12 protein-coding genes are annotated in these 12,296 nt (G+C 71.4%); 7 read left to right on the plus strand and 5 right to left on the minus strand.

Annotated elements, in window-relative coordinates:
* Positions 1–2: 2 nt before the first annotated feature.
* Positions 3–704 carry a Flp pilus assembly protein CpaB gene (cpaB, locus tag ACFWBN_RS18190; RefSeq protein WP_385177735.1) on the minus strand — a complete coding sequence of 234 codons (702 nt, stop codon included), beginning with the start codon at positions 702–704 and terminating at the stop codon, positions 3–5.
* Positions 705–712: 8 nt separating this feature from the next.
* On the minus strand, positions 713–1,651 hold the full coding sequence (locus ACFWBN_RS18195) for a hypothetical protein (protein ID WP_385177737.1): 939 nt from the start codon (positions 1,649–1,651) through the stop codon (positions 713–715).
* 339 nt (positions 1,652–1,990) lie between these two features.
* Here ACFWBN_RS18195 and ACFWBN_RS18200 point away from each other — a divergent pair, with 339 nt between their 5' ends.
* Positions 1,991–3,685 carry a chitinase gene (locus ACFWBN_RS18200; RefSeq protein WP_385177739.1) on the plus strand — a complete coding sequence of 565 codons (1,695 nt, stop codon included), beginning with the start codon at positions 1,991–1,993 and terminating at the stop codon, positions 3,683–3,685.
* A 138-nt stretch (positions 3,686–3,823) separates the two neighbouring features.
* Positions 3,824–5,155: a M14 family metallopeptidase gene (locus ACFWBN_RS18205; RefSeq protein ID WP_385177741.1), complete on the plus strand. Its 1,332-nt coding sequence runs from the start codon at positions 3,824–3,826 to the stop codon at positions 5,153–5,155.
* Between the two features lie 54 nt (positions 5,156–5,209).
* Here ACFWBN_RS18205 and ACFWBN_RS18210 read toward each other — a convergent pair whose 3' ends face one another.
* On the minus strand, positions 5,210–5,620 hold the full coding sequence (locus ACFWBN_RS18210) for a RidA family protein (RefSeq protein ID WP_385177744.1): 411 nt from the start codon (positions 5,618–5,620) through the stop codon (positions 5,210–5,212).
* Positions 5,617–6,387: an IclR family transcriptional regulator gene (locus tag ACFWBN_RS18215; protein WP_385177746.1), complete on the minus strand. Its 771-nt coding sequence runs from the start codon at positions 6,385–6,387 to the stop codon at positions 5,617–5,619. Before ACFWBN_RS18215 ends, ACFWBN_RS18210 begins: the two co-directional genes overlap by 4 nt.
* A 609-nt stretch (positions 6,388–6,996) precedes the next feature.
* On the opposite strand from ACFWBN_RS18215, the gene ACFWBN_RS18220 reads away from it, so the two are divergent.
* From ACFWBN_RS18220 to ACFWBN_RS18235, 4 genes are all read left to right on the plus strand, one after another.
* Positions 6,997–8,277 (plus strand): alanine racemase, encoded by a 1,281-nt coding sequence (locus tag ACFWBN_RS18220; RefSeq protein ID WP_385177748.1) that lies wholly within the window; start codon positions 6,997–6,999, stop codon positions 8,275–8,277.
* Positions 8,277–9,836, plus strand: a complete 1,560-nt coding sequence (locus ACFWBN_RS18225) for an amidohydrolase family protein (RefSeq protein ID WP_385177750.1) — start codon at positions 8,277–8,279, stop codon at positions 9,834–9,836. The genes ACFWBN_RS18220 and ACFWBN_RS18225 overlap by 1 nt, the downstream gene beginning before the upstream one ends.
* An 82-nt stretch (positions 9,837–9,918) precedes the next feature.
* Positions 9,919–10,104 carry a hypothetical protein gene (locus ACFWBN_RS18230; protein WP_215013267.1) on the plus strand — a complete coding sequence of 62 codons (186 nt, stop codon included), beginning with the start codon at positions 9,919–9,921 and terminating at the stop codon, positions 10,102–10,104.
* A gap of 206 nt (positions 10,105–10,310) precedes the next feature.
* Positions 10,311–10,763, plus strand: coding sequence for a nitroreductase family deazaflavin-dependent oxidoreductase (locus tag ACFWBN_RS18235; protein ID WP_385177753.1), 453 nt, complete (start codon positions 10,311–10,313; stop codon positions 10,761–10,763).
* Here the strand turns inward: ACFWBN_RS18235 and ACFWBN_RS18240 are convergent.
* The gene (locus ACFWBN_RS18240; protein WP_385177755.1) at positions 10,760–11,182 is read right to left on the minus strand and encodes a hypothetical protein; all 423 of its coding nucleotides are present in this window, start codon (positions 11,180–11,182) and stop codon (positions 10,760–10,762) included. The two genes, ACFWBN_RS18235 and ACFWBN_RS18240, sit on opposite strands and share 4 nt — an antisense overlap.
* Before the next feature lie 206 nt (positions 11,183–11,388).
* Between ACFWBN_RS18240 and ACFWBN_RS18245 the strand changes: the two genes are divergently transcribed.
* Positions 11,389–12,264 carry an NAD(P)-dependent oxidoreductase gene (locus ACFWBN_RS18245; protein WP_385177757.1) on the plus strand — a complete coding sequence of 292 codons (876 nt, stop codon included), beginning with the start codon at positions 11,389–11,391 and terminating at the stop codon, positions 12,262–12,264.
* Positions 12,265–12,296 lie beyond the last annotated feature (32 nt).

The raw sequence follows: 12,296 nt of genomic DNA on the forward strand, positions 1-12,296 counted from the left end.
CCTCACTTGTCGCCGTCGAGGGTGTACGTACGGTCGCCCGCGCTGGGCGCCGAGTCGGTGCCGGGGGCCACCAGGGCCAGGCGTACGTGCTCCGCGAAGGACTCGGCGTACGCGACGCGCTGGGTGTCCTTGGTGTTCAGGGCGAAGGTGATCGGGACGGCCTCGGCGGGGCCCTTCTTGTCGCTGTCCTTGTCGAGGGAGGTGAGCTTGCCGACGCCGAGCACGCGGGCGTTGGCCACGATGATCACGGAGCGCGAGGGGTCGGTGTCCTTGGCGCCCTTGAAGGTGGCGATGATGTTGACCTTGGCGCCGGAGGTGATCTTGCCCGCCACGCCGGTCGCCGCGTCGATCATGATGGCGATCTCCTGCTCCCCGGGCTGGAGCTGCGGCCGGTCGACGAACATGTCCGCCTGGAGCAGCGAGCCCTTCTTCAGGGTGGTCAGCGCGATCTTGTCCTTGAGCGCGCCGAGATCGGTGACGGCGGTCGCGGACAGCCAGCGCTTGGGGATCCTGACCTCCTCGAACTGTCCCGCCGCGAGCGGGCTGTACGGGGCGATGTCGCCCTTCGCCCGGTAGGCGACGACCTCGGACCCGACCTTGGAGTTGACGTCGCCTATGACCACGAGCACTCCGGCGAAGGCCCCGAGGGCGCACAGGACCGACAGGAGCAGCAGGATGACGCCGCGGCGCTGGCGTGAGTTCATGGTCCGTACTACCTCGCCGTTCTTCGTTCGGTCGTTGCGGTCAGGGTCGGGCTCTGGCTGGGGCTCTGGCTCTGGAGCGGCGCGGCGCAGAAGCCGCAGCGGTCGCCGATGAGTTCGAAGCCGCACCAGCGGCACTCCTCGCGGCGGACCGAGGCGACGAGCTGGTAGAGGACGGACAGGTCCGGGATGGCGGCGGCGAATTCGACGAGTTTCGGGGTGCCCCACCAGCCCGGGGAGTCGGCGGGCAGCGGGTTCTCCATGACGCCCTGCACCTGCCAGGCGGGGGCGAGTTCGGCCGTCACCCAGTCCGAGGTGAGCTGGCCGCGGGCGAAGGTGAGGTGCGTGGCGAAGCCCGGACCGGCCGGGATCACGCCCGTGCCCTGGGCGCCCTGGGATCCCCGGGCCGCCGCGGCCTTCCCGGCGCCCTGAGCCCCCGAGGCGCCCAGCCGGGCCAGGTGCGGTGTCGGGTGGGCCAGTACGGCGAACTGCGCGCTCGGCGACCAGGACCTGGCGTGCGCCTTCAGCCCGACCGGGATCCGGTCGAGTTTGGCGACCGAGCCCAGCAGGGCGCCCGCGTAGATGTAGTGGGAGAGCAGCCGGGCCGCGGAGGCAAGGATTCCGGGGCTGAAGTCGCAGACGCTGAGCTGGCGCAGCTGACGTACCAGCAGGGCCAGTCCCAGGGGCGGCAGATCGATGCCGAGGAGCGCGATCCGGTCGGTTTCGAGGATGGCCCGTACGGTGTGCAGGCGCCGGACGGTGGCCGTGGGCAGCCAGGGCGGTACGAGGGCGACGACATGCCCGTGGCGCTCCAGCAGGGCGGCGGCCTCGGCGAGCGCGCCCTCCAGGTCGAGCTGCTCGGGCGGGTGCAGGACGGCGGCCCCGGGCGTGTGCCGGTCAGGGGCCGGAAGGACCAGGTCTGCGCTGGTGACAGCGATGGCGGTCGGCACGCGAATCCCCCTGTTCACCCCGTACACCGCGGTTGTTCGCGTCGTGGCCGCGTACGCGCACAGAGTGCGCGACCGCAAACGATCGGCGCACTTTCCCCGCACTTCCCCCCTTGCTCCAGCACCATATCCGCGTCACCCCTGGCGGGGCAGGGGCTTGGGAATTCCCGTGCCGTGAGCACATGTCACAGGTAGCCGGAAACCCGGACAACAAGGATCCGACAGTCGCGCATTTCAAGCCACATTGCAAAGACTCTTGACACGAGGATTGGTCTGGACCAACTTGGCCCACGGGCACCCCACTTGCCCTCACCCTTCCGTCCTCCCCCCACCGGAGCCCACGTGAACCGCATACGCTCCCTCGCCCTGCTGGGCGCCGCCACCCTCGCCGCCGGCGGCCTGACCGCCCTCGCCACCGGCACCGCGCAGGCCGCCGACATCAACGTCGCCCGTAACGGAGGCTTCGAGTCCGGCCTCGCCAACTGGTCCTGTACGGGAGGCAGCGGCGCCGTCGTCTCCTCGCCCGTCTACGCGGGGGCCGGCGCCCTCAAGGGCACCCCGGCCGGCTCCGACAACGCCCGCTGCAGCCAGACCGTCACGGTCAAGCCGAACTCGACCTACACGCTGAGCACGCAGGTCCAGGGCAGTTACGTGTACCTCGGCGCGACCGGGACCGGCACCCAGGACGTCTCCACCTGGACCCCCGGCTCGGGCGGCGGCTGGCAGAAGCTCTCCACCACCTTCACCACCGGCCCGAGCACCACCCAGGTCACCGTCTACACCCACGGCTGGTACGGTCAGCCGGCCTACGTCGTCGACGAGTTCAGCGTCTTCGGCCCGGACGGCGGCGGGGGCACCGACCCCGGCCCGAGCGTCCCCGGCGCCCCGGCCGGGACCGCCGTTTCCGGCCAGAGCGCGAGCGGGCTCACCCTTTCGTGGAACGCGGTCAGCGGGGCGAGCGGCTATTACGTGTATCAGGACGGCGTCCGCGTCCAGACCGTGACCGGCGCCTCCGCCCAGATCACCGGACTCACCGCGTCCACCTCGTACTCCTTCCAGGTGAGCGCGTACAACGCGGCGGGCGAGGGCCCGAAGTCCGCCCCGGTGACGGGGACGACGACCGGCGGCGGCAATCCGAACCCGAACCCGGGCGTCCCCAAGCACGCGCTGACCGGCTACTGGCAGAACTTCAACAACGGCGCGACCGTCCAGAAGATCTCCGACGTGTCGGCCCAGTACGACATCATCGCCGTCTCCTTCGCCGACGCCACGACCACGCCCGGCGCCATCGCCTTCAACCTCGACTCGGCCGGACTCGGCGGCTACACCGTCGCGCAGTTCAAGGCGGACATCGCCGCGAAGAAGGCCGCCGGCAAGTCGGTCATCCTCTCCATCGGCGGCGAGAAGGGCACCATCTCGGTCAACGACTCCGCCTCCGCGACCAACCTCGCGAACTCGGCGTACGCGCTGATGCAGGAGTACGGCTTCTCCGGCATCGACATCGACCTGGAGAACGGCCTCAACCCGACCTACATGACGCAGGCGCTGCGCGCGCTGTCGGCGAAGGCGGGCGCCTCGCTCGTCATCACGATGGCCCCGCAGACCATCGACATGCAGTCCACTCAGGGCGGCTACTTCAAGACGGCGCTGAACATCAAGGACATCCTCACCGTCGTCAACATGCAGTACTACAACAGCGGCTCGATGAACGGCTGCGACGGCAAGGTCTACTCCCAGGGCTCGGTGGACTTCCTCACCGCGCTCGCCTGCATCCAGCTGGAGGGCGGCCTCGACCCCTCCCAGGTGGGCATCGGCGTCCCGGCCTCCCCCAGCGGCGCGGGCAGCGGCTACGTCTCCCCGACCATCGTCAACAACGCGCTGGACTGCCTGGCCCGGGGCACGAACTGCGGGTCCTTCAAGCCGTCGAAGACCTACCCGGGGCTGCGCGGTGCGATGACCTGGTCGACGAACTGGGACGCCAAGGCGGGTAATGCCTGGTCCAACGCGGTGGGTCCCAAGGTCCACGGGCTCCCGTAGGCGGTAGGTGTGGGGGTGGCTGACCGCGTGGCTGATTCGGGTCCGAGGAACACAGCGGGTTCTTGACCGGAACATGCCATGAGAGCACGCTGTGCGCGTCCGCACGGCTACCCCCACACTCCCCACCCAGGAGAACGCATGCGGCTACACACCCGCCGGAGGGCCGCCGTCACGGCGGCCCTGCTGGCGCTCGCGCTCGGCGCACCCGCCTACGGCATGAGCGCCACGGCATCACCACCGCCCACCCCGTCCACCGCCACCCAGGACGAGGCGATCGTCCAGTACGAGATCCAGGGCCCGTCCACACCGGCCGAACGCACCGCCCTGCTGCGCACCGGCGCCTCGATCGACGAGGTCGACGCCCGCTCGGTGGTCGTCAGCGCCGACACCATGCAGGCCAAGAACCTGCGCGCGCTCGGCTACACGCTCACCCCGCTGCCCGGACCCCCGGACCGCTCCCTGCCGGGCATCGCCGCCGGCCCGATGGACTTCCCCTCGGCGGACTCGAAGTACCACAACTTCGCCGAGATGAACGCGGAGATCGACCAGCGCATCGCCCAGTACCCCTCGATCATGAGCAAGAAGGTGATCGGGAAGTCGTACCAGGGCCGGGACCTCATCGCCATCAAGATCAGCGACAACGTCGCGACGGACGAGGCCGAACCCGAGGTGCTCTTCACCCACCACCAGCACGCCCGCGAGCACCTGACCGTCGAGATGGCCCTCTACCTGCTCAAGGAGTTCGGCTCCAAGTACGGCACCGACTCCCGGGTGACCAACGCCGTCAACGGCCGCGAGATCTGGATCATCCCGGACCTCAACCCCGACGGCGGCGAGTACGACATCGCCACCGGCTCCTACCGCTCCTGGCGCAAGAACCGCCAGCCCAACAGCGGATCCTCGTACGTCGGCACGGACGAGAACCGCAACTGGAACTACAAGTGGGGCTGCTGCGGCGGCTCCAGCGGCAGCAAGAGCTCCGAGACGTACCGCGGCGCGGCCGCCGAGTCGGCGCCCGAGGTCAAGGTGGTCTCGGACTTCGTCCGCAGCCGCGTCGTCGGCGGCAAGCAGCAGATCACGGCCGCGATCGACTTCCACACGTACAGCGAACTGGTCCTGTGGCCCTTCGGCTGGACCTACAACGACACCGCGCCCGGCCTGACCGCCGACGACCTCGCCGTGTACAAGAAGATCGGCACCAGCATGGCGGCGAGCAACGGCTACACCCCGGAGCAGTCGAGCGACCTGTACATCACCGACGGCACGATCGACGACTGGCTGTGGGGCAACCAGAAGATCTTCGCGTACACCTTCGAGATGTACCCGGAGAGCGGCGGCGGCGGCTTCTACCCGCCGGACGAGGTCATCGACCGCGAGACCGCCCGCAACAAGGACGCCGTGCTCCAGCTGCTGGAGAACGCGGACTGCATGTACCGCTCGATCGGCAAGGAAGCCCAGTACTGCGCGTAGGCGCGGGCTCGGCCGGGGCGCCCCACCGCCAGGGGGGCGCCCCTCCCGCGTGCGCTATCCGAGGACCGCGAGGGCGTCGATCTCGATGAGCAGCCCGTCGGGCAGGCCCACGTAGACGGTGGTGCGGGCGGCGGGGGCCTCCTTGAGGCCCTGCTCCTCGAAGTAGGCGTTGTAGAGGTCGTTCATCTCGGCGAAGTGCCCGGTGTCCGTCAGGTAGACGCGGATCATCATCACGTCGTCCCAGCCCGCGCCGCCGGCCTCCAGCACGGAGCGGACGTTCTCCAGCGTCTGGAGGGTCTGCTCGCGCAGGGTCGGTCCGGCGGGGGTGGGCGGCTGCCCGTCCACGTGCGGGAGGAAGCCGACCTGGCCGGCGACCTGGAGGATGTTCCCCTTGCGGACGCCGTGCGAGAACCGCGCGGGCGGGGTGGTGTGGGTGTCGGGGGTGATGGCGGTCTTGTCGCTCACGTTCTCTCCTGTGTCCCCGTTCGGGGTCCGGTTCCGGAATAGTCCTGGCTGATGTCGTCGGCGGTGCGCAGCACGAGGGGGAGCAGTTCGAGGAGCCCCTCGGCGGTGACGACCACACTGGGCGCGGAGACGGACAGCGCGGCGACGACCCGCCCGTCGGGCCCGTGCACGGGCGCGCCGAGGCAGTTGATGGACTCCTCGTGCCCCCCGAGGTCGGTGGCCCAGCCCTGATCCCTTACGAGTTCCAGCTCGCGGAGGAACGCGGCGGCGTCCGGGGTGGAGCGGGCGGTGTAGCGGGGGTACTCGATCCGCTCGGCGAGGCTCCTGCGCTCGCCCTCCGGGAGGTCGGCGAGGAGCAGCTTGGCCACGGCGGCGACGGTGAGGGGGACGGGCTTGCCGATGCGGGAGTACATGCGGACCGGGTAGCGGCTGTCGACCTTGTCGATGTACACGACCTCGTCGTCCTGGTGGAGGGCGAGGTGCACGGTGTGGCCGGTGGCCTGGTTCAGCGCGACGAGGTGCGGGTGCGCGACCTCGCGGACGTCGAGGTTCTCGATGGCCTCGGCGGCCAGGGCGAACAGGGTCGCCCCGAGCCGGTACCGGCCGTCGGCTTGCCGGTAGACGAGGCCGTGGTCGTGCAGCGTGCGGAGGAGTCGGAGGGCGGTGCTCTTGTGCACGCCGAGCGTGTCGGCTACCGCGCCGAGCCCGGCCGGGCCCTTCGCGAGCGCGGGCAGGATCCGGAGCGCCCGCTCCACGGACTGGCTCATCCCTCGTCCTCTCGTCCCGTCACAACAGAACCGGCTCCGCCGGCCCCTGGCTCCGCCCGGACCCGCGCCTCAATCTCCCCCAGCTACCGCTGGGAGGGGCCCCCGGGCGAGGCTTGATTTCCCCCTGCGGCGCCGCTGCTGGGGCTCCGCCCCAGACCCCGCGCCTCAAACGCCGGCGAGGCTGGAATTGCCTCCGGCGGGGCTGATTTTGCCCGCCGGTGGGCCAGAAGTGCGCGCAGCAATGGTTGCCCGTCGGGCTCATCGCTGCGCGGTGCGCACTTTCAGGCCTACGGCGGCCAAATCCAGCCCCGCCGGCGATTGAGGCGCCGCCGGAGGCACATCCAGCCCCGCCTGGGGCCCCTCCCAGCGGTAGCTGGGGGAGTTTGAGGCGCCGCCGGAGGCACATCCAGCCCCGCCGGCGTTTGAGGCGCGGGGTGCGGGGCGGAGCCCCGGATCCCTGAGCCGCACCGGCGCGGCCGGCCGCACGACATCCAGCCCCGCCGGGGGCAGCGGCGGCGTTGACCCTTCGTCACCCCGGATGTTAGACAGCATGCAGCGGCACACGCAACGACCGTTGCACCTCACGCAACAGAGCCCGGAGGCACCCTCATGGCCAGCGACCCCGTCAAGGACCTCGCCGACGAACCGGTCGACCACCGGTTCAAGGGGCTCCCCCCGGACGCCCAGACCGCCGGCCTGACCGTCGGGCAGCTCGCCGACCAGCGCCGCGACTTGTACGCCGGCGGGTTCACCACCCCCGTCCTGACCCTCGACGCCGACGCGCTGGAGCACAACCTCACCGCCCTCGGCGAGTACGCCGCCCGGCACTCCCTCGCCTTCGCCCCGCACGGCAAGACCTGCATGGCCCCCCAGCTGTTCCGCCGCCAGCTCGACCACGGCGCCTGGGGCATCACCGCCGCGGTCCCCCACCAGGCCCGCGTCTACCGCGCCTTCGGCATCCAGCGGATCTTCCTCGCCAACGAGCTCGTCGATCCCGCCGCCCTGCGCTGGGTCGCCGCCGAGCTCGCCTCCGACCCCGGCTTCCGCTTCGTCTGCTACGTCGACTCCGTGCGCGGCGTGCACCTCATGGACCGCGCCCTGCGCGACGCGCCCGCCGTCATCGACGTCGTCGTCGAGCTCGGCGCCGGCGCGGGCGCCCGTACCGGCGCCCGCAGCGACGAGGACTGCCGCGCCGTCGCCGACGCCGTGGCCGACGCCGCGACGCTCCGCCTCGTCGGCATCGCCGGCTACGAGGCCGAGGTCCCCGAGGCCGACCCGGCCCGCGTCCACGCGTACCTGCGCCGCCTCACCTCCCTCGCCGTCGAGTTCGACAAGGCCGGCCGGTTCGCCCCCGACCTGGAGGAGATCGTCGTCAGCGCCGGCGGCTCCGCCTGGTTCGACGCCGTCGCCGACGTCTTCGCCGAGATCCCCGCGCTCTCCCGCCCCGTCCTCAAGCTGCTCCGCTCCGGCGCGTACGTCTCCCACGACCACGGCTGGTACACCCGCCTCACCCCCTTCAACCGCCACCCCGACGAGGGCGGCCTGCGCCCCGCCTTCCGCCTCTGGACCCAGGTCGTCTCCCGTCCCTCCCCCACCCAGGCCTTCGTCAACGCCGGCAAGCGCGACATCGCCTACGACCTCGGCCTGCCCGAGGCCGAGCTGGTCCGCGACGCGCTCACCGGGGAGGAGCGGCCCGCCGCCGGGGTCCGCGTGGTCAGGCTCTCCGACCAGCACGCCTGGCTGGAGACCGATTCCCCCGACGACGTGCAGGTCGGCGACTGGGTGGCCCTCGGCATGTCCCACCCCTGCACGATCTTCGAGAAGTGGCCGCTGATCCCGGTGGTGGAGGCCGACGGCACCGTCACCGACTACGTGCGCACCTTCTTCTGATGGACCTGGTCGTCCGCGGGGCCCGCGTCGTCGACGGCACGGGCGGGCCCTCGTACACGGCGGACGTCGGCGTGCACGAGGGCCGGATCGCCGAGATCGGCCGCATCCGGGGCGGGGGCCGCCGGACGCTCGACGCGCACGGCCTGGCCCTGGCCCCCGGCTTCGTCGACATGCACGCGCACAGCGACCTGGCCCTGCTCCGCGACCCGGACCACAGCGCGAAGGCCGCGCAGGGCGTGACCCTCGAAGTCCTGGGCCAGGACGGCCTGTCGTACGCGCCCGCCGACGACCGCACCCTCGGCGAGGTGCGGGCCGCCATCGCCGGATGGAACGGCTCGGGGGAGGACATCGACTTCGACTGGCGCACGGTCGGCGAGTACCTCGACCGCCTGGACCGGGGCGTCGCGCTGAACGCCGCCTACCTCGTGCCCCAGGGCACGGTCCGCGCGTACGCCCTCGGCTGGGACGACCGCCCCGCGACGCCCGCCGAGCTCGACCGGATGCGGCAGCTGGTCGCCGACGGCCTCGCGCAGGGCGCCGTCGGCCTGTCCTCCGGCCTCACCTACACCCCCGGCATGTACGCCTCCGGCGCCGAACTGGCCGAGCTGTGCCGGGTGGTGGCCTCGTACGGCGGCTACTACTGCCCCCACCACCGCTCGTACGGCCGTGGCGCGCTGCCCGCCTACGCCGAGATGATCGGGCTCGCCCGGGAGGCCGGCTGCGCCCTGCACCTCGCGCACGCCACCATGAACTTCGCCGAGAACGAGGGCCGCGCCCCCGAGCTGCTGGCCCTGCTGGACGCGGCGCTCGCCGAGGGCTGCGACATCACCCTCGACAGCTACCCGTACACCCCCGGCTGCACCACCCTCGTCGCCCTCCTCCCCAGCTGGGCGAACGAGGGCGGGCCCGAGGCGGTCCTCGCCCGCCTGCGCGACGACGCCGAGGCGGAGCGGATCCGGTACGCGCTGGAGGTGACCGGGGCCGACGGCTGCCACGGGGTCCCCGTCGACTGGTCGACGATCGAGATCTCGGGGACCGCGGACCCGGCCTTCTCCGCCTGCGTCGGCACGCGACTGGACGGCTGGGACACCGCCCGGCGGCTGCTGCTCGGCGACCGGCTCGCCCCGACGATCCTCCAGCACGTCGGCCACGAGGAGAACGTCCGCGCGATCATGCGCCACCCCGTGCACACCGGCGGCTCGGACGGCATCCTGCGGGGCGCGAAGCCGCACCCGCGCGCCTACGGCACCTTCCCGCACTACCTCGGCCACTACGTCCGCGAGCTGGGCGTGCTGTCCCTGGAGGAGTGCGTGGCGCACCTGTCCGGCCGCCCGGCGGCGCGGCTGCGCCTGCCCGACCGGGGGCTGGTCCGCGCGGGCCACCGCGCCGACCTGGTCCTCTTCGATCCGGACACGGTCGCGGCCGGGTCCACGTACGAGAACCCGCGCACCCTGCCCACCGGCATTCCGCACGTGCTGATCGACGGGCGGTTCGTCATGCGGGACGGGCGGCGCACGGACGTCCTGGCGGGGCGCTCGATCCGGCGCACTCCCCTCTGAGCTCCCCTGGGAAAAGGGCCGAGGTGCGTTCATGGGGCCGCCGCCGGAGGATGGGGCCAGGGGGAACCGGAGGAGGTACGCGATGGACAGTGAATCGGACGAGCAGCCGACCCGGTCGGACCAGCTGCACACGGGCGGGGACCGGCCGTACGACCCCGAGGACCTCGTGATGGCGACCGGACACGACCCGACTCCGGAGCGGGTCGAGAAGGCACGCCAGCTGATCGCGAAGGAGGGCCCGCAGGTCATCGAGCGCTACCTTCCGTAACGCTCCGCAAGGATGCCGCCGACGCCCCGCCCCGGCCCCCTGGGTACGCCCCGGGGGCCGGGGCTTTTGCGAACCGAGCCGAACCGACCCCTAACCGACCCGAACCGATGAGCGCGCCGCGTGCGCGACGCGCCGACCACATCCACAATCGATGAATGCTCGTTAGCCGCCAGGGGGCCGAAACCCGAAGGACAGGTAACAGGTAGATGCACGCACTCGACGTCGACTGGGACCACCCCACCGACCCCCTGCCCGGCCCGAGACGCGACCACGTCCGCGCGTACGTGGCCACGGCCGGCGCCGACGGGCACCTCTGGCACGGAGTCCGCACCCTCCTCCTGACCACGGTCGACCGTGCGACGGGCCGCACCGTCCGCACTCCCCTCATCTACGGGGAGGACACCGACACGGGCCGCCTCATCGTCGTCGCCGCGGCTTACGGCGCCCCGGACCACCCCGCCTGGTACCGCAACCTCGAGGCCCACCCGGAGGTCCGCCTGCAGGTCGGCGCCGCCTCCTTCAAGGCGACGGCACGCACGGCCACGCCCGTGGAGCGGGAGACGTACTGGGAGGCGATGACGGCCCTCTGGCCCGACTACGACGACTTCCAGCTGGCGGCCGCACCGCGCGAGCTCCCGCTGGTGATCCTGGAGCGCTAGCTCCTGGGCGTACGGGCCCGGCGGCCCTCCAGCAGCCGGACCAGCAGGTGGGTCACGACGACGGCGGGCACGAGCACCCCCGTCATCCACAGCACCCGGTCCCGGAAGACGGGCCAGGTCAGGACGGACCACCCGTTGTGGGGCGCCCCCACGATCACCCCGGTGACCAGCAGGCAGAGTCCCAGGGACCACACCAGGCCGGCGGCCCCGTACCGGACCCACTCCGGGAACGGGAGCCGCTGCCAGCGCCGGGTCCGCGCGAGCGCGAACGAAGGCACCACGCACGCCGCGCTCGCGTACAGGGCGACGACCGGAAGCAGCAGCACACCACTGAGCCCTGCCACCACCCACACGGGCACGAGCAGGACGCTCAGCACCGCGCCCCCGGTCAGCACCACGCGCAGGAAGATGCGGTTCACGCCTGCCCGCCCCCCTCCCTGATCCCCCGTCAAGTGGCGCAAGTGTCCACCGGGGGCCGCCTCCACGGAACCGCCCAAGCGGTAACGCTTCGGCCCGTTCCACCAATTAGAGCGTTCGCCCTAGAGCTGTGCTAAGTTTTGAGCGCGCGCTAGATAGAACGATCCTTCTAGTTACGAAGCACAAAGACCACGGAGGTCTTCCGCTCATGAGCAGCAAGCAGTCCGTCACAGTCATCGGGCTCGGCCCCATGGGGCAGGCAATGGTCGAGGCCTTCCTCGCCCAGGGCCATCAGGTCACCTTGTGGAACCGCACCGCCTCCCGGGCCGACGCCCTGGTCGCCAAGGGCGCGGTGCTCGCGAACAGCGTCGAAGAGGCCGTCCAGGCGAACGAGCTGCTGATCCTCAGCCTGACCGACTACGACGTCATGTACGGCGTGCTGGACCCCGCCTCGGGCGTCCTCGCCGGCCGTGTCGTGGTCAACCTCAGCTCCGACACCCCGGAGAAGACCCGCGCGGGCTCGCGCTGGATCACCGAGCGCGGCGCCGTCCACATCACCGGTGGTGTCACGGTCCCGCCGTCGGGCATCGGCCACGCCGAGTCCAAGACCTTCTACAGCGGGCCGCTCGCGGCCTTCGAGAAGCACAAGGCCACCCTTGAGGTTCTGACCAGCACGGACTTCCGTGGTGAAGAGCCCGGCCTGGCCGCCCTCATGTACCAGATCGGCATGGCCATGTTCTGGCCGTCCATGGTCAGCTTCTGGCAGGCCATCGCCCTCGCCGAGGCGAACGGCCTCAAGGCGGCCGACATCCTGTCGCACGCCAACGACACCTTTGCGGCCATGCCGAACTTCCTCGGCTTCTACGCCTCGCGCATCGACGCCGGCAACCACGAGGGCGACGTCGACCGTCTGGCCATGGGCCTGGCCAGCGTCGAGCACGTCAAGCACACCATCGGTGACGCGGGCGTCGACACGTCCTTCCAGGCCGCTGTCGTGGAGCTCTTCCGTCGCGGCATCGAGGCCGGGCACGAGAACGACAGCTTCTCCAGCCTCCTGGAGATCCTGAAGAAGCCGGCGGCCTAAGGCTCCCGGACTCCCGCTGCGCACTTCGCCGG

This window comes from Streptomyces sp. NPDC059989, from assembly GCF_042736975.1.
In the GTDB taxonomy this organism is placed as follows: Bacteria; Actinomycetota; Actinomycetes; order Streptomycetales; family Streptomycetaceae; genus Streptomyces.